We start from the raw sequence: 23,103 nt of genomic DNA on the forward strand, positions 1-23,103 counted from the left end.
TCGGAACTGGCAGACGAGCAAGACTAAGGATCTTGTAAGCATTGCGCTTGTGTGGGTTCAAGTCCCATCTTCCGCATGTACTACGTAAGTAGTTACAATTTAATATCTGATCGCGTAGAGATTTTTATCTCTGTGAAATGCGATATGCGGAAGTGTCGGAACTGGCAGACGAGCAAGACTAAGGATCTTGTAAGCATTGCGCTTGTGTGGGTTCAAGTCCCATCTTCCGCATTTTTTTATTTTATCAAGAAGTGTCAAAAGCCTGCAAAGCGCCTGTTTTGCGGGCTTTTTTGGACTCCGAATGTTCAGGAGGTATACAAAGGGTGTCTTTTCCTAAAATATTGGGTAATCAAACTTGTTGAGGGGCTCTCTTCGTGAGGGGCAAACTTCCGGTTTTTATAGCGAAACCCTCACAAAAGACCCTCAACAAGTTTGGCAAACCCTCAAGAACTTTGATTATCCAAAATATTCAAGTGGCTCAATCACTTCTTTTTAAAGTTTTATATGTTATTTTTGTTAATATTCGACAGAATTTGAAACATTTTATCTATTTTCTACCTGTTGCACGGATCGTATTGTCACACTATTTTCCACACTATAGCCATTAACAAAATATCATAATCATTCTATTTCTTTCTGCACTTATATGATGTATACGTTTTAAATAAATATAATTGGTTTGTCTCTTTCATCTTATCATAATACTTCTCTTTTACCTCTTTCATAAAATCATCAATTGCATCTTGATGGTTTTTCAAAAACCAGCTAATATGATTTTTTATATAATTTTCTCTGATTTCAGCATTATTCAAATCGTTTGGTACTCTTTTCATTCTCTCATCAATACTGTCAAATCCCAAAAATTTTTCTTCTAATCGTTCCTTTGACATCCGAATATATTCTGGATTTATATCAATACCAATACCATTTCTATTAGTGTTCTGGCACACACGTAACAATGTACCACTACCAAGAAAAGGATCTAACACCACATCGCCCTCATCAGATGACGCTAATATCATTCTTTCATATAATCCTTCCGGTTTCTGAGTCGGATGTTTCATTCTATTCTTATTGCAATAATGCATATGTGAAAATTCCCATACATTTCCAGGATTCGCTCCTCTCATATTATTAACAGATCTATAATACTTCTGAGGCACCCTAATCTCATCTAAATTAAATTTGAACCTTTTCTTATCTTTTGTAAACATAAGTATATCATCGTGTCTAGGAGAATAGCCTTTAGTTTTTCCTATTCCTTGAGTATAATACCAAGTAATCCAGGAATTAAAGTACATTTCCATTTCCTTTTCCAAAACATTATAAATATATGATATATATTTCATTCCCATAAACACATACATTGTACCATCGGGTTTTAATACTCTTACAGCCTCCTTTATCCATTCTCTAGAAAAATTTAAATACTCATCAAATTCAAATTTATCATAATTATTGCCATAGTGTTTATTCAAATTATAGGGTGGATCTGTTACAATCAAATCCACAGAATTAGACTCTATTTTTTTTAACTCTATGATAGCATCTCCACAAATTGCTTCCAAATTTATATCCATATAAATCATTCCTTTCTTCAACATATTATGATATAATACTTTGAAATAACCAAAAAGGAGGATACAAAATGAATCATCACTTCGAAACATCCCAACGATTACAAAAATTTCTCATTGATATTATAAAATCCGCATTATCTTCACCTATGACAAATTTAGTTAAAATTAACACAAATTTAGACTGTAATGTTCCCGAAAAAGATATCCATAAAATCGCAGGTCCTTTTATTGATGAGTGGACTTATGAAATATTCAATCGTGCTTCGAGTATATATACAAATATTAAATCTGTTGCAAGTAAAGAAAGTAGCAGTCTTGAAGACATTTACATATCACTTGAATTAGATGGAATAACATACGATATATTAATTGATGTTAAATCTGCTTCACTTGCAAAAGGAAATAATGCAGGAAAAGGATCTAACCTCACTTCATTCCGTAAAATACGTCCTTTTTACATAAATAATCCTGATGCATTCTTTTTTATTCTATCAATAGAACATCAAAGTATTATTAATAATAATAAATGCTACGGTTTTCACTTAGTAGATTGCAACATTTTTGATTTAAAATATGTTTCTAAAAATGAATTAAAATTCAATACTGCCATGGGGGACCAATTTCAAATCTCAAACAGTATGAAAGTCACTCAGACCGAACGTACTACAGATGAATTCATCGCATTAATCGATAACATGTTCCTCGATAAATATACTCAAGACAAACTTGATAAACTTATTGCCACCGAAGAAGCCAATCATTACACAGCACTTATTTCTGAGGACATAATTAACATCCTTTCCGAAAACGAACCTTTAGCAAAAACAAATATTCTATTCTACTTAGAAAAATTATATCCAAATATTTCTAGTACTCAGTTAAATAAATCAATAAAGCTGTTAAAAGATTCTAACCGTATCCAAACCATCAATCGCATAGACTACATAATTGTCAAATAAAAACTCCTGGGAGTCATATCTATGGCTCCCTCCTTACTTGCAAAATTCCATTTTATTCTTACCATTGATAAATATCTCCGTAACTTTTTCATACTGTTACAATCTAGTCTCACAGATATCTTCAAAAAGGCGATGTCCCAATACTATATCAACCACAAAAAAGGATTATGCAACGCACAACAAGTGTAACTCTGAAGTAGCCGAAAAATTCATCAGATGTTATCTTTGACAGACAGTCATTGCCACATTCAGAATTCGCAAGGATGATAAACAAGCAGACGCTGTCACTTTTCACTACAATCGTCATGAAAATGATAAATACATCCAGCAATCATTTAATCCGACATATCCCAGAAACCATTTTAGAACGATTAGGTATGAGATTAGTCATGCACGTCACCTCAAAATCATTAAAAATCTCTACCCAGCAATTTTAAGCATGAAACAACATGCTCTGCGTAACTTTAGCAAATGATACGTAGCTATAGCTATCCTTTCTTCGTTTGGATATAATCCATTCAAGCGTTCAAATCGCAAACAGGAACTGTATTTTCTGGAACTTTACTATAAACATTAGTGTATCTTCCTCGAATAAATGTATGAGAAAATAATGTCTAAAGCTCGTATATAATAGTCTTCTGCATAATCTTGAGGAGTTAAAAGGCATTTCTACGTTTTCATGCATAATAGCAGTATAAACATTTTACAGTGAAATAGCTATAATTTCTACATAGTTTTTAGGATACGTATAATTTTGGTAATCCGTTCCTAAAGTCTGTACAGAAATACAAATTTATCTTTAAATTTTATTCAGTTTATAGAGTACAATTTATCTCACAAAAGACCCTCAGCAAATTTCGTCCTCAACAATTATGATTATCTCTTTTTTATTGCTTCTTAGGTTTATTAGTCATTTCGGCAAATTGCATTAAATTTTGGAATAATTTTGGATTTTTAATCAACTCGGGTAACAACGTTTTCATCATAACAACATCCGTAGATTCTTCTTTTTGGGCATTATTTAAGCTTGTTTGCATTATTGCTTGTATCGTTTCTGTATCTTTTTTATTTATTTGCTCTTTTAATTCAGTAATAGAATCTTGAATTTGATACAGCATAGTAAGAATACTTTGAAAAAAAAGCTGCTTATTGTTTTCTTCATCTTGTCCCAATGCATTAGTTTTGTTCTCAAAAGAAAAGGTCCCTATTGTTTGTTCTAAACGTTTCTTAGTTTCTTCTACATTATCTAAATCGGTTAGATCATACTCGAATGTTCTTACTGTGTTTACATCAAATGGTATAGTTTCGCCTTTCTTTTTTAAGTGAATAATCGGCTTGTCTGTACATTTTCTATATCCCATTTCAAAAAAAACATTAGGATTATGCCCCGAAATGTCAGCTATGACAAGCTCCGATGATAAAAGCTTATCAATAATAGTTTGTGTAATTGAATCCGAATCATTAATTTGATCTACTCGTACAGGTTCAAAGCCACAACTTTCACAAACTGGACTAATAATATATTTGAATAATTTATCTGCATTACTCCTTATTTCACTATCTGTTTCTCCAATAGGAGATACTACAAAACAAGTTTTCATAAAATCTTTACCTCCCCAATTTTGTTTTATTTTATAAATCCCCCTATCCATTTTTTGAATGGATTGATTTCTAAGCAAAGTATTTAATGAGCCAGAGAACTGCCCCTCTGAATAATCAGAAATTCCTGCTTTCCGTAGAAAACTTTTAATTTCTTGAACAGTATGATAATTTCCATCAGCCAAAATTTCTATGATTTTTTCTTGTATTCTTGCACTTTTCGTCATATTTTCACACTCCTTTCTATTATAGGATACCATATTTCCTATAAACGTCAATGCTTTTTCACAAGAATATCTTGCGTTTTATTTTATTTCTTGTGCTTTTATTTTATTTTTGCATTTTATTCTTGTATTTTACATTTAAATTCGAATTAACCACTACAAAATAGTTTTATTTTTGAAGGTACAAGTATACGTTATAACCTAACAGATTTTCTCTTTTAAACGCCAAGTTATATTCAGTCATAAAAGAAACACCACCAACAGCTGATAAGAAAATCGTCGTCTTAATTTTCTCACCAACTGCCAGTGGTACTTCTATCATTCTATTTCGGCAATTCCGTCACTGTCTCCAGTTTAAATCCTTCCCACATATCTGCGGAAATATTCCACTCACGCAGATCTGTAACGATCTTATGGTAAAATGCCTGTCCGCCGCGGACAATATCGTAGGTGCGGGCGTCGCCTCTCGCTTCCAGGTGACGTCCAAAACTGCAGTTCGTCACATCCTCCGGACCGTAATCATCTACGTCTCCTCCTGGCCAGAAAATATAAAGTCTGGGAATATCATCAATCTGGCGCAGATCAATCCCTGCAAGCTTCAAGAATTTCTTTCCGGTAGACTCATGGGCAGTAAACACATGGGAATAACGCCATACCGTTCTTGTAAAATCAGATACGCGGAACTGGCCAAGCCAGTCTTCATCCATCATTCCATCTGAAGTCTCTCTGGAAACGATCACCACGACCGGGAATAAACGCTCGGAATCCTTCAGCGCTGTGATCAGATTTCCAAACATCTCCTCCCGCAGGATCCTTCTTCGGTTAGAGCACTCAATTCCATTAACAATTCCGATATTATCTACAATTGTCTTATAATAGCCCGGATAGCTGAAAAAGGTTACTCCCGGATCCTGGATAGTATGCTCTCTGGCCGGCTGTGCATATCCGTTGCAAACCTTCAGGATTACTTTCTCCTGACGGGATACCTCAAGCCCTGCCTCGGAATACCAGATCCGGCCGCCCACTTCCATATCCATATGTCTTACATGCATATTCAGGTGGCGGTTGCCCGGATCATAATTCACAGCCACATGATAAGCCAGAATATCCGCATGATAGGTGCTGGTCTTCTGTGGCATCTGTTTAAACAATCCGCCGTATTTTCCCACGATCCAGCCATATATACAGTCTGCTGCCTGCTGGAAAATCTCCGTAGCAGAAGCCAGCTGTTCCTCTCTCATCCTGCTCCCGTCCACCTCTGTACACATCTGGAATACATTGTGACGGATCAAAGGCTTCATCTCATAATGCCAGGACTCTCCCAGGCTCTCTTCACGCCCATCGTTATAAACATCACGCTCCTTAAAAATAGCGGTCAGACGACTGTCATGGAACTGACTGTCGTTTAACAGGGCAATGATCGTATTTACATTGATCGGTACCTTGCGGCTGCGATGAAGCAGCTGGTCTACCAGTGTCTGCTTGCTGGTCTTATAAATACGCTTGGCCAGATTCTCCACCTGCTGGTCACAATCCTCATCCAGAAGCTTCGCCACCTCAGGGTAAAGCTGTCCCTCTCCCAGTTTCAGGCGGAAATGACTCTTGATCATATCACTCCATCTGCCTGATTTATAAAGGGAATGTCCCAGATCCTCAAACAAGGTAACCATGGATTTATCACAAAGCTCCAAAGTTGCCAGAATACTGTTAAAGTATCTGGAAAAGCCCTTGTAATTCTTCCACAGTTCCTCTCCTTTATAACGCATATCATGCTCGATCTCATGCCAGCCCTCAAAAAACATGGTCTTAATCTGGATCTCGAAGGTATCATCAATATACATATCCCAGGTCTCTGTTGAAATCTCTGATCTCAAATATTCCGGAAGACGGCACACGCCGTTTAATTTCGTAGGTTTGAACTCCTCCTCGCTTCTTTCCGAAGTGGACCAGCCAATCACATCAAAGGTATTTTCCACAATATTTTGGCAGATTTCTACATCATCATCAAAATACAGGTTAATACGGACACCTACCAGGTCCTGCAGTTTCTTATTCTCCGCGCCATAATCTTTCAGAGCAAATTTATGAGCCATAGAAGAAGCTGTCTTGATTCTGGAAAAGCATCTGTAATACAGACCGCATTGTTCCAGGCGATCACTGATAATGCGCTTCAGATCCTGCTCCACGATAGCCGGAACCTTTACCTTCGCAGCCAGTTCCTCCTTTGTATAAATTACTCTTTTCTGTTCACTCACTAATTTTACACCACCAATTTATTTATAACTGCCGGAGCCCTCACGGATTACGGTCCGAAAACTACACAGTTATTATATTTTATATTCCGTACGTTCTACTAAGCATACACTTTAGAGCCTGTTTGAAAAATCATTCCTGCAATCTGCACGCCCCACTTTGCGGTATATTTTGCCCGAATTCGGTTGCCGTAGCCCGCTACGGCGCCCTCATCCGGGCAAAATCTCCCACAAATTGTGACGCACATCTTGCAGAAAGCCTTTTTCAAACACGCTCTAGTATACCAGAATTTTCCCAAATAAAAAAGGGATATTCCGAAATATAATGGAAAATTTCGGTTAAATATATATAATCAAAAGCACTTCTTACAAGCTTCATATCCTTGAGCCTCAGCCTGTGAGACTGGCTCCTGATATGCCTTATCCGGATTCATATTTCCACAGTCAGGAATACTGTGATATTTACTTCCTGTAGCAGATATCCATACCATTTCCTCCTGACTGTCATCTGCTGCAGCAATCTGTTCTGACTTTTCTGATGCTGCAGCTGCATCAGTTCCGCTATTATCTTCAGCTGTAAATCCCTTCTCCCCTTCACTTTGCCCAGCTGTTTCTCCATCACCTGAAGTATAATCATTGCAAGGATCTGCACTCCAGGTAATAGCACTTCCATCCGAAGAAGCTACAATGGTTCCCTGTTCATCAGAGCGATATACCTGAATTCCCATATCTGACAGTTTTTCCATGGTATCCGCATGCGGATGACCATACATATTTCCTGCGCCGCAGCTGATCACTGCAAATTCCGGAACTGCAGCCTGAAGAAAATCCCAGCTTGTGGATGTAGCAGATCCATGATGGCCCACACTTAACACGTCGCAGCTCAGATCAAGCCCGGAATTCACCATATCTGCCTCACAGTTAAAATCTGCATCCCCGGTAAAAACGAAACTGTTTTCTCCATTCGTCAGCTTAATTGCCACCGAATTAGCATTACTCTCTTTGCTGATTTCCTTTGGTGAAAGAATTGTAAATTCTCCCGAGCCAAATGTATACTCCGCCCCCACTGCCGGATGCTGTACTTCAAGCCCATGTGCTGCCACTGCATCCATAAAAGAGCCATAAAGGGAAGAATCATGGATATAATCTGCTCCAATCACATTGTCCACCTGAAATGCATTCAGACAGCCAATCAGTCCGCTCACATGATCCTCATCGTAATGGGATGAAATCAGATAATCAATTTCTGACACATTCTGCTCCTGCAAATAGGACACCACATAGCTGGACGCGCTTCTTGGACCACCATCATACAGCAGATTCTGTCCCTCTGACTGCACCAGAATGGATAATCCCTGTCCCACATCCAGGAAATGCACAGTCATGCTGCCGCCAGATGCCAGAACCTTTTCCCCGCTTCCAGGGAATACGATTCCTGCCATAAGCAGAATAAGCGTTAAAAGATAGCCTGCAATTTGTTTTCTTAAGTGTTTCATTTTATTCCTTCTTTCGTTTTTTTCACCGTAGGCACCGCTGTCCTGCTGCCTCTTTACTATTATAATATATTCTCATCCCCACAAACATCCCTGAATTATGTTTTCACAATTGCATTTTTAGCATATAATACCTGGAAGAGCATTTTATGAGGTCGTCCATGTATTACAGAAAAGCCTTATGTGCACAGCAGGAAAATGTAGACCAGGGTACCTTACAGATAACGGTCCATTCAAAAACAGACAACCGCCCTGTGGAAAATGCACTGGTCCGTATTTCTTATACAGGTGATCCAAACAGTGTCATTGAAGAAGTCCGCACGGATTCTTCCGGCAACACCCCTGTCCTTCAATTAAAAACGCCTCCTCTGGAATACAGCCTGAATGCTTCCGAGGAGGCGCAGCCTTATGCAGAATATTCCATGCAGATCAAAGCCGAGGATTTTCACCAGGAGGAAATCGCAGGCACAGAAGTCTTGCCTGCGGTTCTGGCCAAACAGCCTGTCCTTCTGAATCCCAGGCAAGACACTGTTTCGGAAAACAGAATTGTCATTCCTCCCCATACACTTTTCTATGAATATCCACCAAAAATACAGGAATCTGAAATTAAACCAGTACACGAAACTGGCGAAATTGTTCTAAGCAAGGTCGTAATTCCGGAATACATTGTAGTGCACGATGGGCCTGTAGGTGATAACTCCGCCTCTAATTATTATGTCCGCTACCGCGACTATATCAAAAATGTAGCAAGCAGCGAAATCTATGCCACCTGGCCTGACGACACTATCCGCGCCAACATCCTGGCAATTATGTCCTTTACCCTAAACCGGGTATACACGGAGTGGTACCGCAATAAAGGGAAAGACTACACCATCACCTCCTCCACCGCCTACGACCACAAATGGATCCGCGGACGAAACATCTTTGACTCTATCGACCGCATTGTAGACGAACTTTTCGAGAATTATCTATCCCGTCCTAACGTCCGTCAGCCAATTCTTACCCAGTACTGCGACGGAGAGCGGGTGCAGTGCCGGGACAGAGGATGGATGACACAGTGGGGAAGCAAGCGGCTTGGAGACCAGGGATATTCTGCTATTGAAATCCTACGGTATTTCTACGGAAACGATATGTATATCAATGTGGCAGAAGAAGTCTCCGGGATTCCTTCCTCCTGGCCAGGATATGACCTGGATATTGGTGCTTCCGGCAGCAAAGTACTCCAGCTTCAGGAACAGCTAAATGCTATCAGCCAGGCCTACCCTGCTCTTCCAAAAGTAAATCCGGACGGAATCTATGGTGCCCAGACTCAGGCCTCTGTCCGCAAATTCCAGAATATTTTCGGTCTTCCGGAAACCGGAATCGTAGATTATACCACCTGGTACAAAATTCAGGAAATTTACGTAGGCGTCACCCGGATTGCAGAATTACAATAAACATAATATGGCGGGATTTTCTCTCCCGCCATAAAATTCTAATCTAAACCTTATACTCTAAACGGACATGCCGTTTGTCAGCAACATCACCATATAGGAACCGGCTAACCATCAGCCTTCTGCCAATTCCCGCATCAATTCATGCACTGAAGTAATTTTGTCAATCCTTCCAACATTTGCCCCACAGAACATCAATCCATTCTCTACATCTCCCTCCACCGCATCGATCAATGCCTTGGTAATGCAGTACGGAACCTGTCCTGGATTACATTTTTCCAGGCAGTTATAGCACTTCTTTACTGGAATCCGTCCATTCTCTACCAGTTTCATAAAAGGATTGCAAAGCGCCCTTCCAGGCATTCCTACAGGGCTCTGGATAATCTGCACATCCTCTTTCCTTGCATTTACATACGCCTGTTTATACCTTTCATCGGCATCGCATTCCTTTGTCGCTACAAACCGGCTTGCGATCTGCACACCATCTGCCCCAAGTGCCATAGCATGATCAATATCTTTCCGGTCAAAAATTCCGCCAGCAACTACCACTGGAATTTCCCGGCCAAACTTTTCCTCATATTCCTTTTTACATGCAATAATATCCCGGATTTCCTGGTCAAAATCCATCTCATCCCTGTGAGCCAGCTGATCCCTGGAAAATCCCAGGTGTCCTCCTGCCTCCGGTCCTTCCACTACGATCAGATCTGCAGTCCGGTTATATCGATGTGCCCACATTTTCAGAATCAGATTTGCTGCCCTTTTTGAAGAAACAATAGGCGCAATCTTTGTTCTGCAAAACTCCGGTACCAGCTCTGGCAGATTCATGGGAAGTCCTGCGCCACTGATGATCACATCTGCACCACATTCCACAGCTTCCTTTACATGCTCTTTATAATGTTTCAGCGCTACCATAATATTAACACCGACCAGCCCTTTTCCCTTGGCAATCTCCCTTGCCATCCATATATGCTTTCTTATTGCCTTCAGATTGCACCCCGCCTGGTCTTTTTCAAAGCCAGCCTCATCATATCCGATCTGAGCTGTGGAAATAACTCCCACTCCTCCTTCTGCTGCCACTGCGCCAGCCAGGGAGCTACGGCTCACTCCCACGCCCATTCCCCCTTGAATAATAGGAAGTTCTGCCACCTTATCTCCAATTTTCAAACATCTCAAACTGCTTTTGTATTCTCTATCCAAAACAATATCCTCCATGCTTTAATTTAGTTTGATTTTAAAACTATTTTAGTATAAAGCATTATTGTTTTTATGTCAAGTTTTACTTTTATTCGACACTTTATTATGTAGTTTTTATTACTACATATTCGGAAGTTTTCCCTATAAAAAGGAATCCCCTTGCAAGATTTGCCGCCTGCAGCAGACCATCCCCCTCATCTGCATTTCCGTTATTTCCTCTCACTGCCTGGAAAAGCTTTTTTGGGTAATAGGAATTTGCTGCAGAATTGTCTGCTGCATCAAAAAAAGGCTATGCATATCCGTTTGATACACATAGCCTTCGCTTTCATTTTTTTACAGCTTTTTCATTTCAAAAAGATTAAAAAATCTTCAAAATATCATTATACATAACTACAACCATCAAAAGCATCAACACCATCAAACCTGCAAAATGAACCATGCCCTCAATCTGTCTGTTCACCGGTTTTCTCCGGATAGCCTCGATAATCAGAAATACAAGCCGGCCACCATCCAGTGCAGGAAGCGGAAGAAGGTTCATAACACCAAGGTTTGCAGATAAAAGTGCTGCCATATACAGCATATTTACCCAGATAGTCAGCATGCCCTCACTCTTACTTGCCTCATAGGTGCTGCCAATTGCATCAACTACGCCAACCGGACCGCTTAAATCCTTTACGCCCAGCCCGCCGGTAAGAAGCTCTTTTAGGCTGAGTAAGGTAGAGCGGATCATATATTTTACTTCCAGCGTTCCATACTTCAGCACTTCAAATCCCTGTGTCTTCGTGTACGCCAGATTATAAGAAAAATCAAGCACTGCTGTGCGGGACTCCGATGGAGTTACCTCAGCGTTGTATTCCAGGCCATCACGCTCATAAGTAATGGTCACAGGCTCACTTGTGAGAGGATGCTCTGCAAGATATGCAGTATAATCGTCCGAACTCTCCAGTCTGGTACCATTAATGGAAGTGATCACGTCCCCAGGCTCCACACCAGTTTCAGATAAGCCCATTCCCGGAATCAGGGATGCCACCTCAAGAGAATCGGTACTCTTTCTGTTAAAGCCAAGAAGGTATCTCACCTGTACGTCTGGTTTGAAGGCCAGCTCCACATCTTTGCCATCCCTCTCCACAGTCATATGAATGGTCTCATCCTCCTGTGGATTATTCAGATACATATACAGATAAAGATCTCTTGCCAGATCAATATGATACCCCTGATATTCTTTGATAATATCCCCTTCCTGAAGACCAGCTTCAGCCACAGTAGAACCACTCTCCACCTGCGTAACCTCTGCCGGGTCATAGCCCACCAGCGTAACAATGAGCACTGCAAACACAAAGGCCAGGATAAAGTTAAATACCGGTCCTGCTGCAACTGTAGCGATTCTTCCCCACACTGGTGCACCATTGAAAGTCCCCTTGGACTCATCCTCCATATCTTCTCCCAGCATGGCACAGGAACCGCCAAGAGGCAAAAGCTTCAGAGAATACCTGGTTCCATTCTTCTCTGTGCTAAGCAGCCTTGGTCCCATTCCAAGGGAAAACTCCGTTACTACGATCTTATTTTTCTTTGCAAGAAGGAAATGCCCCAGCTCATGAAAAAGAATGATCGCACTGAAAATCAATAATGCCAGAATAATCTTCAACCTACCACCTGCTTTCAATCCATTTATAAGTCTCGTCTTCTACTGCCAGTATCTCCTCCAGATCCGGATTCCGGATCACTGTATGTCTTTCCATAGACTGTGCAATAATGTCGTAAATATCCAGAAAGCCGATTTTTTCCTGTAAAAACTTCTTCACAGCCAGCTCATTTGCTGCGTTAAACACAGTAGGCATACTGCCGCCTTTTCTTGCAGCATCCATAGCCATTGGAAGCCCCAGGAATGTATCCATATCCGGATCTTCAAAAGTAATCTCTTTCAATTTATGGAAATCCAGTCTCTCTCCATCCAGATATCTGCGTTCCGGATAATAGAGTGCGTACTGGATTGGAAGCCGCATATCCGGAGTTCCAAGCTGCGCCATAACCGCACCATCTTTAAACTCTACCATCGAATGGATAATGCTCTTTGGCTGGACAACAACCTGAATATGATCCAAATCCACATCAAACAGCCATCTGGCTTCCATAACCTCCAGACCTTTATTGACCAGGGTTGCAGAATCTACTGTGATCTTCTGTCCCATTACCCAGTTCGGGTGCTTCAGGGTATCTGCAAGCGTCACATGTTCCAGTTCTTCTCTTTTTCTTCCACGGAAGGGACCACCGGAAGCTGTGATCAGAAGCTTCTCAACCTGCGCCCGCTTTTCCCCATGAAGAGCCTGGAAAATAGCACTGTGCTCACTGTCTACCGGAAGGATCTGAACTCCATGCTCTTTTGCCATCGGAATGATCAGATGACCTGCTGTTACCAATGTTTCTTTGTTTGCAAGGGCAATGTCCTTGCCCGCCTTGATTCCCTCCATTGTAGGACGGATTCCAATCATTCCCACAACAGCGGTAACCAGAATGTCTGTCTGGGGCATACGCGCAAGCTCCAGAAGTCCCTCCATACCAGACACAATTTTTACATCCATATCCGCAAGACGGTATGCCAGGTCCTTTGCCGCATTTTCATCCCACACTGCAATCAGCTGAGGATGAAACTCTCTTGCCTGTTCTTCCAGCATTTTCACATTTCTTCCTGCACTGATTCCCAGCACCTCTATATCGCCGTTAGCTCTCACTACATCCAGGGTCTGTGTACCGATGGAACCAGTTGAGCCTAAAATTGCAATTTTCTTCATTTGAAATTCCTCTCAGTCCATTTCAGGGACAAATCACATCTTATCATTTCCACACTTCTTATTCCTTTATGCCTCCCGCTGCCAATCCGGAATCAGATTCCCAGCACAAGCTTCGCCAGGAAATAAATAGCCGGAGCTGTAAAGATCACACTGTCAAATCTGTCCAGGATTCCACCGTGTCCCGGGATCAGTTTGCCATAGTCCTTGATTCCCTGATTTCTCTTAATAGCAGAAGCAGCCAGGTCTCCAACCATGGAGATCAGTGCTCCGACTGCACAAATCAGCGCATACTCTGCAATCTTTCCGCCAGTTGCTGCTGCATAAATTGCGCCCAGAAGCGCAGCGCCTGCCACGCCGCCTACTCCACCTTCTACTGATTTCTTCGGGCTGAGGATTGGTGCCATTTTGTGCCTGCCGATCAGCATTCCCACACAATATGCGCAGGTATCGCATCCCCAGGAGCATAAAAAGATCAGCCATACCAGAAATTTTCCATCTGGAAGGTTCCGGGTAAGATAAATAAAGGAGAGCATCACAGCCACGTATACCACCCCAAAGAACGCCGGCATTACCTGATCTGCCTTGAACTTGGGATAAGTAAATACGTAAACGAACATAAACATCATGAACGAAATGATCACGCCCATCATTCCATATTTTTCAAAATCCAGCGACATCAACACATAGTAGATCACAGCTCCAAGATAGCCTGCAATTTCCAGGGCATTAAAATGGTCTTCCCGGACCTTCATAACCTTATAAAGCTCCTGCATTCCGATCAGAGAGATCCCAAGCAGTGTAAAAAACAGCACATAACCTCCACTGATAATAGTCAGAAGCGCAACTGCGACCAGCACAATACCGCTTAAAAGACGTGTTTTAAACATCTTACTCCTCCTTCACACCGCCATATCTTCTGTCTCTTTGATTATATTTTTCAATAGCCTGTACTAATTCTGCTTTATGGAAATCCGGCCATGCCACGTCTGTAAAATAAAATTCCGTATAAGCCAGCTGCCACATAAGGAAATTGGAAAGTCTCTGTTCTCCGCTGGTGCGTATCAGAAGATCCGGATCCGGAACTCCTGCAGTATCCAGGTAGCTTCCAATCGTATCCTCTGTGATCTGATCCGGAGAAACTTTTCCATCCGCCACATCCTGTGCCATCTTTCGCATTCCTCTTGTAATCTCATCGCGGCTTCCATAATTCATGGCGATCTGGAAGTACAGCTCATCATAATCCTTAGAAAACTCCTCCAGTTTACGGATGCTTTCCTGAATATCCGGCGCAAAAGCAGAGATATCGCCGATAATTTTGATTTTCATCTTATTATCCCGGGATATCTTGATACATTTCTTCAGATAGCTGCGAAACAGCTTCATAAGCCCGTCCACTTCTTCTCTGGAGCGTTTCCAGTTTTCCGTGGAAAAAGCATATACTGTCAGATATTTCACGCCCAGATCTTTAATATCATAGCAGACCTGCTCCAGATTGGCGCAGCCCTTAACATGTCCATAGCCACGAGGCAGTCCCTTTGCCTTTGCCCAGCGGCCATTGCCGTCCAGAATAATGGCAATATGATTGGGTACGTTCATATTTTTCTCCTTGTGTTTTGTTTTTCTTTTTTCGTTATAAGCGTTCAGATTATTCGTACAATTTCATACAAAAGGGCAGAAAAGAGCTCTTTTTAAAGAGCTCTTTTTGCTGTTTCTTTATAAAAGGATCCTGTTTTGCAGATTTTTAGTCCAAACGGCTCTGCGCTTCAGGTAATATGCCCTTATACAGTCATAATCTCCTTACCTTTTGCTTCTACTGCAGCATCTACATCCTTGATGTATTTGTCTGTAAGCTTCTGAACTTTGTCCTCTAACTCTTTGATCTCGTCCTCAGATACATCCTCTTCTTTTTTCAGCTTCTTGTATGCATCGTTGGCATCACGGCGGATGTTGCGGACAGCAACCTTAGCTGCCTCACCTTTTTTCTTAACATCTTTAACCAGATCTTTACGGCGTTCCTCGGTAAGCTCCGGGAAAACAAGACGGATTACTTTTCCATCGTTATTCGGGTTCAGACCAAGATCAGAAGTAAGGATTGCTTTCTCAATTCCCTTGATCAGGCTGGATTCCCATGGCTGGATCTGGATCATACGAGCTTCCGGAACTGTGATATTTGCCACCTGCTGAATCGGTGTAGGGCTTCCGTAGTAATCTACTGTCAGCTTGTCAAGGATATGCGGATTGGCACGTCCTGCACGGATAGTAGTCAGCTCTGCTTCTAAGCTGCCCAATGTCTTTTTCATTTTCTCTTCATACTTCTGAATTCTTTCATCCATAAAATTAATCTCCCTCTTTATGATTTTCTGCCGGTAAGCAGTATTATCCTATTTTCTGCGCAACGCGCTTATACAGTAACCTTTGTTCCGGAAAATTTTCCGTGAACAGTGTTGATAATGCTGTTCTCCTCATCAAGAGCAAATACCATCATCGGCATTTTCTGCTCCAGACACATAATAGAAGCTGTAAGATCCATGGCTGCAAGCTTCTTGTCAACAACTTCCTGAATAGAGATCTCATCATACTTCACAGCGTCAGGATTTACCTTCGGATCGCTGTCATAAATACCATCAACTGCCTTCGCCAGAAGAATCGCATCGGCCTCGATCTCAACTGCACGAAGAACCGTAGCTGTATCAGTAGAGAAGTACGGATGTCCTGTACCGCCTGCAAAGAATACCAGCTTGCCCTGTGCAAAACTCTCTTCTACGCTGTCCTTGGAATACAGTTTGGTAAATGCACCACATGCAAAGGGTGTATAAATCTCAGTCTTCATACCTGTATATCTGCAAAGATCAGATACATAAATACAGTTCATAATGGTAGCAAGCATACCGATCTGGTCTGCCTTGTTGCGGTCTATCGTCTCACTGGTACGTCCTCTCCAGAAGTTTCCACCGCCGATCACAATGCCGATCTGTACTCCTTCATCAGAAATTGCCTTGATCTGCTTCGCTACTGCAAGAACAGTTGCCTCGTCAAATCCTGTTTTCTTCGGTCCGGCAAGAGCCTCGCCGCTTAATTTTAATAAAACTCTTTTCATTTCCATGCTTTTATCCTGCCTTATTTTTATTCTTTTATTTTACCATACTCCGGCAACAACCTCATTTCCGCTGTCATCAACAGTGGTAGAAACTGTGAAAGAGTCATAATAATGATATCCTGTCTCTCCGGTCTCCGGCTCGTTCTCATAATCACTTCCGTTAGCCTCTCCCAGTGCTGCAACTAGACTGGAAAGCGGCTGTCCGATATACTGTTTCGCCTTATCTGCACTGGAATCATCCGGTGCAGTATTACTGCCGCCACTATTATCCGGAGTACTTGTAGGCTGCGGTGCAGATGTAGGTGCAGCAGTAGGACCTGACTGCTGCGGCGCAGATGTAGGCGTTGGTGCTGTATCCGTTTCCTGAGAATCATCCTCAGAACTGTCTTCGCTGTCATCAAGACCAAGACGCGCCATCACTTCACTCAGGGTAGAAGTTTCTGTCTTACTCGTTCCTGTCAGATAAGTAGCATAAGGAATTCCATCCTCAGCAGTTCCATCCATATGAAGAGTGATCTTTGAAATTGTCTTCAGCGGAAGCTTACGGAAATAGCAGTCTGTATAATCCTCGTCCTCATACGTGATCCGGATGTCATAGCTTGTCACCGCATTTCCATCTGCATCCTTCTCGTCCGGCTCATAATAGTAAAGAGCCTTGTCGCCATCATTCAAAGTAAACAATCCATTGATCAGCTCTGTGCCCCAGTCATCATCGTCATCCGTAGTCGGACGAATGTAAAGTCCCTTCACAGCAGCTCCGGTACCATTCACAAGAATCAGCCTGGAAGCTGTGGAAGTCTTATCACCAATCACATTCTTGATATCTGCATCGTCAGATTTCTGCATATCTACCAGGGAACTGTCATCACTTGAAGCTGTATCTGTATTCTCAGCAGGAGCCACGGTTACCTGGCCATCCTTGCCTGTATCTTCAGTCTTTTTTTTGCCACATCCAGCTGCTGCCAAAGCAGTGACCAAAAGTGCTGCAAGAATCACATAACGTTTTTTCATAATCTATATTCCTCCCACAAAATGGAATTAAACTCCTCTAATATCCACTTTTTGTTCTCCATTATTATTACAGAGTATGACAGACTTGTCAACCGAACGCGGGATGATTTCATACAATTTTTAAACTTTTCGTTACTGTTCACTCCGTTCACAGTAACACGCTTCGCGATGCACAGAAATCATGCTTTGCACGATTTCGCGCCGCAACTCTCGGGTTTCTTTTCCCCATTCTCTCTGGTGCCTTCACCGGGAAGGAAGATCCTGCGTACTTCTTCTGTGAACAAAAAGAGCCAGGGACAGTTTTCTCTATCTCTGACTCAAATAGTTTTTGACAACATGTCTCAATGTTTAAAACCCGGCGTCTCTTCGCTCTTTACGCATATCCCTGCGGAGCAGAGCTGCCTCATGGCGACCTTTCTCTGCTTCTGTGTGGATAATAAGGCCGGGGATTCGGGTAGGACGCTCATTCTTATCCACAGCTACCATCACAGAAAAAGCACGGTTTACCAGGTAACGCATTCCATCACCGCGCTCCACATAGGAATCAATTTCCACTTCCATGGAGGTATTTCCCACATAGGTCACATAGCCGATCATCACAAGGATCTCGCCCTCGTAAACGGGCTCCTTAAACTGCAGATTATCTACAGCTGCAGTTGTAACACGGTAAGTCCCGCAATGACGCATAGCAACCACGCCAGACACCTCATCCACCCACTGCATCAGCATTCCTCCAAACAATCTGCCGCCGGCATTTAAGTGCTGGTGCATGATCAGATGAACCTGCTCCGTTCTGGAATCCTCTACGGTTTTCATCAGGCGGTTTTCTTTTGTTGTTTCCTTTGTTTCCTTTGCTTCCTGTGTTTTCTCTTTTATTTTCTCTTCCATAGCCAACCTCTTTTTACTGTTTTCATGCTGCCTGTGCAGCGAATATTAAATAAATACCATATTGACCTGTCTGACTTTTTATATGTTGCATCTTCACAGCTGATTCCCTATAAATGTTCAACAGAAATTTACGAAAGCCGGGAATTTTTCATCATAAAAATTCCCAGCTCCCATTGTTTTTAATATAAATTCTTCACCTTGAAATCACGCTCTGCTTCTCGTCTCTGATCTTTCTTAGCGATATCCTGACGTTTGTCATACAATTTCTTACCTCTTGCCATACCAATTTCCACCTTCACAAGGCTGTCCTTGAAATAGACCTTGATTGGCACAAGGGTAAGACCTTTTTCCTTCAGTTTGGCTTCCATCTTGTTGATCTCACTGCGGTGAAGGAGAAGTTTACGGATACGAAGGGGATCTTTATTGAAAATATTGCCTTTTTCGTATGGACTGATGTTCATTCCATAGATATAAACCTCCCCATTCTGAATCCGCACAAAAGATTCCTTGACGCTGCATTTTCCCATACGCAGGGATTTTACTTCTGTTCCTGCCAGGGCAATTCCTGCCTCATACGTGTCTTCTATAAAATAATCGTGAAATGCCTTTTTATTATTTGCAATCAGTTTGATTCCTGGTTTCTTTGCCATAAGTTCCTCCCTATATGGATTTCCGCCTGCAGGCGGGCGTTCAAAACAAAGGGTTGCTGTTCTAGAGCGTAGTTTCTATGCATCGCAAAGCGTGTTTTTGATCGCAGAATGAACAGTAACTTCTAATTACCACTCTTGCTCCTCTGCCAGAACAAAATCCACAGTCTTCAGCATGGTATCTGCGTCCGCAACTCTCACACGCACCTTCTGTCCCAGTGCAAACACCTTGTGTGTCACATCGCCGATCAACTCGTAAGCATCCTGATCAAAGGTGTAGTAATCATCCCTCAGTGTATTTACATGAACCAGTCCCTCTACCGTATTTGGAAGTTCCACATAGAAGCCCCAGCCAGTAACACCGGAAATGATTCCTTCAAATTCTTCCCCAATATGGTAAGACATATATTCTGCTTTTTTCAGCTTGTCAGATTCTCTCTCTGCTTCGTCCGCCCGGCGCTCACACACACTGGACTGGCGTGCCACATCTTCCAGAATCTCTTTATAATGCTCTGTTTTTCCCTCTCTTTCCAGACGTCCCCGAAGCTTATCCTTAATGATCCTGTGAATCTGAAGATCCGGATAACGACGGATTGGAGAAGTAAAATGGCAGTAATATTTCGCTGCAAGTCCAAAATGGCCGCTGCATTCTGTAGTATACTTCGCCTGTTTCATGGTTCGAAGAGTAAGGCGGCTGATCTGTGGCTCGTTTGGAAGTCCCTCAATGCTCTCCAGAATAGTCTGGATCTCCTTCGGGGTAATCTCCTGTCCATGCTTCTGCACCGGCACTCCCTGATTATGAAGAAGTGTGAGAAGGCTCTCCACTTTCTCGGGATCCGGAGTCTCATGGGTACGGTAAACAAACGGCATATCATCCCTGCAGCACTCCTCTGCCACAGTCTCATTTGCCATAAGCATGAAATCCTCAATGATCCTTGTTGCCACATTTGCCTCATATGGCTTAATGTCAATGGCTCTTCCTGCTGCATTTAAGATAATCTTGCTCTCCGGAAAATCAAAATCAATGGAGCCTCTGTGATGGCGGTTTCCACGAAGGATTTCAGAAAGCTCTTTCATCAGGAAAAACATGGGAACAAGTTTTTCATAGCGTTTCTTTGCCTCTTCGTCAGCATCCTCCAGAATGTTTTTCACATCTGTATAATTCATTCTCTCATCTACACAGATCACAGTCTCTGCAATCTTATGGGAAATCATATTTCCTTTTTTGTCAATATCCATAAGACAGCTTAAAGTAAGACGATCCTGCCCCTGGTTCAGAGAACAGATTCCGTTGGAAAGCCGTACCGGGAGCATGGGAATTACACGGTCTGCCAGATATACACTGGTTCCCCGCTTCAACGCCTCACGGTCAAGGGCACTTCCTCCCTGTACATAATTGCTTACATCTGCAATGTGAACACCAAGATGATAGATGCCATTCTCCTTTGTCAAAGTAACTGCATCATCCAGATCCTTGGCGTCTTCTCCGTCAATGGTGACGGTCTGAAGATGGCGAAGATCCAGTCGGCCATCCCTGTCAGCATCCAGAACATGATCTGGTACACGGTCAGCCTGACGGATTACTTTATCCGGAAATTCGCTTGGAATGCCAAAGCTTTTTACAATGGCAAGGATATCTGTTCCAGGTGCACGACAGCTTCCCAGATTCTCTACGATCTTACCTTCCGGATTGCGGTTCTTGCTTCCGTAGCTGGTGATTTCCACCACTACCTTATCCCCGTCCTTGATTCCCTGGGAATCTTTTCTCGGAATAAATACGTCCCTGGAAAATTTAGGATTGTCGCTTACCACAAAACCAAAGTCACGGCTGTTCTCGTAGGTTCCCACGATCTGGGTCATACCTCTTTCCAGAACTTTTACTACAATTCCCTCACGGCGTTTGCCTTCCTGCGGCTCTTTTGTGATTATAACACGAACCTTATCCTGGTGCATAGCCGTTCCGGTACAATCTTCCGGAATAAATACGTCGTTGTCTTCCCCCTCGATTTCCACGAAGCCAAAGCCCTTGGGATGACCGATGAAGGTGCCTTCCACAGATGGACTGTCCGGATATTCGTTGTACTTATCTTTTCCCCTGCCGTAACGATCGTCGGGCTTGCGGTGATCATACTTTCCAGCCTGCTTATCATTATATTTCTTATCGGAATGTTTCTCATCTTTCTTCCCGGTACGTCTCTCGGAGCTTTCTTCTGCATATTTCCCGGAACGTTTACCCGAAAACTTCTCGTCACGTTCTTCTCTTTTTCCACGCTGCTTCTCTTTCCCGCGCTTTCTTCCAGTTACTTTGGAATAACGTCCCTTGGAATCCAGGTCAGCCTTTCCCTCTGCTACCAGATCATCCAGAACACGGTACAGATCTTTCTTCTCGTCCTTTGAAAGGCGCAGAAGACCTGCAATTTCCCGGAAGCGCATAGGCTGGTACACTGGATCACCAAGAAGCTCCATCATAAATTTTTTTCGTTTGTCAAATTCTCTGTCTTTACTCAATTTGTCTCCTTCTTAATACCTGCACACGCAAGCTGCTCTATTAAAATCGCACGCACAGACTGTAATTATCACGAAACTTTCCTACCATCTTTCCATAATTTCCTATTATCAGGAAAGAATCCTGCAAAGCAGGATTTTCCGCTTACATAAAAAACACTCTTGCGATCAGATCAACAAGAGTGTTTCCCAGTTTATTCTTAGAAATTCAGGTTCAATACAACTGCCAGTACAAAGAACAAAACTCCCATAACTGTAGTTGCCTTAACAAGACCGCCCTCCATGGAACGTCCTTTGTTCTTACCCCAGTATGTGTCTGCAGCTCCGGCGATCGCACCAAGACCCTGTGACTTACCTTCCTGCATAAGGACTACTACGGTAAGGGCAATACAATCTATAACAAAAAGAATTGTTAAAATCGTTCTTAAAATCTGCACGTGGTTACACCTCCTAATCAACTAGGAGATATTGTACCATAGCCAGCATTTGATTTCAACTCTTTTTTATCTTGAATTTGGACGAATTACGCTATCGTTTTTTTCAGGGTCAGGCAAACGGATTCTCATACATCGACAGTCTGCCAAGCTGCTCATGGATTCTCAGAAGCTGATTATACTTGGCATTTCTATCTGAACGACATGGTGCACCAGTCTTGATCTGCCCCGCACCAGTTGCCACTGCAAGATCTGCAATAAAGGAATCCTCCGTTTCACCGGAGCGGTGGGAAATAACAGAGCGATAACCCGCCCGTGCAGCCAGTTCTACTGCCTCCAGAGACTCTGTCAGGGTTCCGATCTGATTTACCTTGATCAGGATTGCATTTGCTGTTCCAAGCTTTATTCCACAGGACAGCCGTTTGATATTTGTCACAAAAAGGTCATCCCCAACCAGCTGTACACGGCTTCCAAGCCGCTCCGTCATAGCTTTCCAGCCCTCCCAGTCATCCTCCTGCAGTCCGTCCTCGATAGAAACAACAGGAAATTCATCCAACAGATTTTCGTAATAACGGATCATTTCATTAGAATCCCGGATCACTTCTTTTCCAGTCATCTTACTCTCCCCAGGAAAATAGTAACCGTCTTTTTCTCCGTCATATAATTCACTGGCTGCCGCATCAATGGCAATGCCAATATCTTTTCCCGGCTCATATCCGGCGTTCTTCACAGCCTCAAGGATCAATTCCAGAATCTCCCTGGAATCCTTCAGATCCGGTGCAAAACCACCCTCATCGCCCACTGCTGTAGACAGATTTTTCTTTTTTAAAAGAATCCTCAGTGACTGATAAATCTCCACACACATGCGGATTCCCTCTGAAAAACAGGAAGCCCCAACTGGCATGATCATAAACTCCTGAAGATCCACTGTATTGTCCGCATGCCGCCCCCCTTGTGTCAAGCTAATGACACAAAATTTTTGTAATTTGTCCATCATC

Annotated in this window: 20 protein-coding genes, 1 tRNA gene and 1 pseudogene; 4 read left to right on the plus strand and 18 right to left on the minus strand. The window is 42.5% G+C overall.

Features of this window, described 5'->3' with window-relative positions:
• Positions 1–146 precede the first annotated feature (146 nt).
• Positions 147–231: transfer RNA gene (locus AB5642_RS14650), tRNA-Leu, on the plus strand.
• Positions 232–626: 395 nt separating this feature from the next.
• Here AB5642_RS14650 and AB5642_RS14655 read toward each other — a convergent pair.
• Complete coding sequence (locus tag AB5642_RS14655) at positions 627–1,580, minus strand: site-specific DNA-methyltransferase (protein WP_148463530.1); 954 nt, start codon at positions 1,578–1,580, stop codon at positions 627–629.
• A gap of 68 nt (positions 1,581–1,648) precedes the next feature.
• On the opposite strand from AB5642_RS14655, the gene AB5642_RS14660 reads away from it, so the two are divergent.
• Positions 1,649–2,539, plus strand: coding sequence for a hypothetical protein (locus AB5642_RS14660; RefSeq protein WP_148463529.1), 891 nt, complete (start codon positions 1,649–1,651; stop codon positions 2,537–2,539).
• 887 nt (positions 2,540–3,426) lie between these two features.
• On the opposite strand, the gene AB5642_RS14665 is transcribed toward AB5642_RS14660, so the two are convergent.
• The 3 genes from AB5642_RS14665 to AB5642_RS14675 all read right to left on the minus strand — a co-directional run bounded on the left by AB5642_RS14665 (position 3,427) and on the right by AB5642_RS14675 (position 6,862).
• Positions 3,427–4,365, minus strand: a complete 939-nt coding sequence (locus tag AB5642_RS14665) for a nucleoside 2-deoxyribosyltransferase (protein ID WP_148463528.1) — start codon at positions 4,363–4,365, stop codon at positions 3,427–3,429.
• A gap of 320 nt (positions 4,366–4,685) precedes the next feature.
• A complete protein-coding gene (locus tag AB5642_RS14670) occupies positions 4,686–6,617 on the minus strand; it encodes a hypothetical protein (RefSeq protein ID WP_148463527.1) in 1,932 nt (643 codons plus the stop codon).
• A gap of 98 nt (positions 6,618–6,715) precedes the next feature.
• Positions 6,716–6,862 (minus strand): DUF6783 domain-containing protein, encoded by a 147-nt coding sequence (locus tag AB5642_RS14675; protein WP_306467796.1) that lies wholly within the window; start codon positions 6,860–6,862, stop codon positions 6,716–6,718.
• Between AB5642_RS14675 and AB5642_RS14680 the strand changes: the two are divergent.
• Positions 6,800–6,940, plus strand: a pseudogene (locus tag AB5642_RS14680) (DUF6783 domain-containing protein); the annotation flags it as partial. The gene AB5642_RS14675 and the pseudogene AB5642_RS14680 sit on opposite strands and share 63 nt — an antisense overlap.
• Before the next feature lie 27 nt (positions 6,941–6,967).
• On the opposite strand, the gene AB5642_RS14685 reads toward AB5642_RS14680, so the two are convergent.
• On the minus strand, positions 6,968–8,110 hold the full coding sequence (locus AB5642_RS14685; RefSeq protein ID WP_148463525.1) for a ComEC/Rec2 family competence protein: 1,143 nt from the start codon (positions 8,108–8,110) through the stop codon (positions 6,968–6,970).
• A gap of 158 nt (positions 8,111–8,268) precedes the next feature.
• On the opposite strand from AB5642_RS14685, the gene AB5642_RS14690 reads away from it, so the two are divergent.
• Complete coding sequence (locus tag AB5642_RS14690; protein ID WP_118578722.1) at positions 8,269–9,543, plus strand: peptidoglycan-binding protein; 1,275 nt, start codon at positions 8,269–8,271, stop codon at positions 9,541–9,543.
• A 111-nt stretch (positions 9,544–9,654) separates the two neighbouring features.
• On the opposite strand, the gene AB5642_RS14695 is transcribed toward AB5642_RS14690, so the two are convergent.
• The 13 genes from AB5642_RS14695 to AB5642_RS14755 form a co-directional block, all read right to left on the minus strand.
• Positions 9,655–10,737: a nitronate monooxygenase family protein gene (locus tag AB5642_RS14695; RefSeq protein ID WP_330590252.1), complete on the minus strand. Its 1,083-nt coding sequence runs from the start codon at positions 10,735–10,737 to the stop codon at positions 9,655–9,657.
• A 355-nt stretch (positions 10,738–11,092) separates the two neighbouring features.
• Positions 11,093–12,379 (minus strand): RIP metalloprotease RseP, encoded by a 1,287-nt coding sequence (gene rseP / locus AB5642_RS14700; protein ID WP_148463524.1) that lies wholly within the window; start codon positions 12,377–12,379, stop codon positions 11,093–11,095.
• A gap of 1 nt (position 12,380) precedes the next feature.
• The gene (dxr, locus tag AB5642_RS14705; protein ID WP_173718766.1) at positions 12,381–13,523 is read right to left on the minus strand and encodes a 1-deoxy-D-xylulose-5-phosphate reductoisomerase; all 1,143 of its coding nucleotides are present in this window, start codon (positions 13,521–13,523) and stop codon (positions 12,381–12,383) included.
• Positions 13,524–13,615: 92 nt separating this feature from the next.
• On the minus strand, positions 13,616–14,410 hold the full coding sequence (locus AB5642_RS14710) for a phosphatidate cytidylyltransferase (protein WP_118578730.1): 795 nt from the start codon (positions 14,408–14,410) through the stop codon (positions 13,616–13,618).
• Between the two features lies 1 nt (position 14,411).
• Positions 14,412–15,119, minus strand: a complete 708-nt coding sequence (locus AB5642_RS14715) for an isoprenyl transferase (protein ID WP_118578732.1) — start codon at positions 15,117–15,119, stop codon at positions 14,412–14,414.
• A gap of 182 nt (positions 15,120–15,301) precedes the next feature.
• On the minus strand, positions 15,302–15,856 hold the full coding sequence (frr, locus tag AB5642_RS14720; protein ID WP_118578734.1) for a ribosome recycling factor: 555 nt from the start codon (positions 15,854–15,856) through the stop codon (positions 15,302–15,304).
• Positions 15,857–15,924: 68 nt separating this feature from the next.
• Positions 15,925–16,626, minus strand: a complete 702-nt coding sequence (gene pyrH / locus AB5642_RS14725; RefSeq protein WP_330590253.1) for a UMP kinase — start codon at positions 16,624–16,626, stop codon at positions 15,925–15,927.
• Positions 16,627–16,659: 33 nt separating this feature from the next.
• Positions 16,660–17,631, minus strand: a complete 972-nt coding sequence (locus AB5642_RS14730) for a hypothetical protein (RefSeq protein ID WP_173718767.1) — start codon at positions 17,629–17,631, stop codon at positions 16,660–16,662.
• Positions 17,632–17,979: 348 nt separating this feature from the next.
• On the minus strand, positions 17,980–18,519 hold the full coding sequence (locus tag AB5642_RS14735) for an acyl-CoA thioesterase (protein ID WP_306467795.1): 540 nt from the start codon (positions 18,517–18,519) through the stop codon (positions 17,980–17,982).
• A 179-nt stretch (positions 18,520–18,698) separates the two neighbouring features.
• A complete protein-coding gene (gene smpB / locus AB5642_RS14740; protein WP_021926591.1) occupies positions 18,699–19,169 on the minus strand; it encodes an SsrA-binding protein SmpB in 471 nt (156 codons plus the stop codon).
• Positions 19,170–19,295: 126 nt separating this feature from the next.
• Positions 19,296–21,674 (minus strand): ribonuclease R, encoded by a 2,379-nt coding sequence (rnr, locus tag AB5642_RS14745; RefSeq protein ID WP_330382796.1) that lies wholly within the window; start codon positions 21,672–21,674, stop codon positions 19,296–19,298.
• 197 nt (positions 21,675–21,871) lie between these two features.
• Positions 21,872–22,108, minus strand: a complete 237-nt coding sequence (gene secG / locus AB5642_RS14750) for a preprotein translocase subunit SecG (RefSeq protein WP_118578738.1) — start codon at positions 22,106–22,108, stop codon at positions 21,872–21,874.
• A gap of 109 nt (positions 22,109–22,217) precedes the next feature.
• Positions 22,218–23,102, minus strand: coding sequence for a phosphopyruvate hydratase (locus AB5642_RS14755; protein ID WP_368371715.1), 885 nt, complete (start codon positions 23,100–23,102; stop codon positions 22,218–22,220).
• Between the last annotated feature and the right edge of the window lies 1 nt (position 23,103).

This window comes from Ruminococcus sp. 1001136sp1_2201st1_G3_2201SCRN_220225 (assembly GCF_040924365.1).
GTDB lineage: Bacteria > Bacillota > Clostridia > Lachnospirales > Lachnospiraceae > Blautia_A > Blautia_A faecis.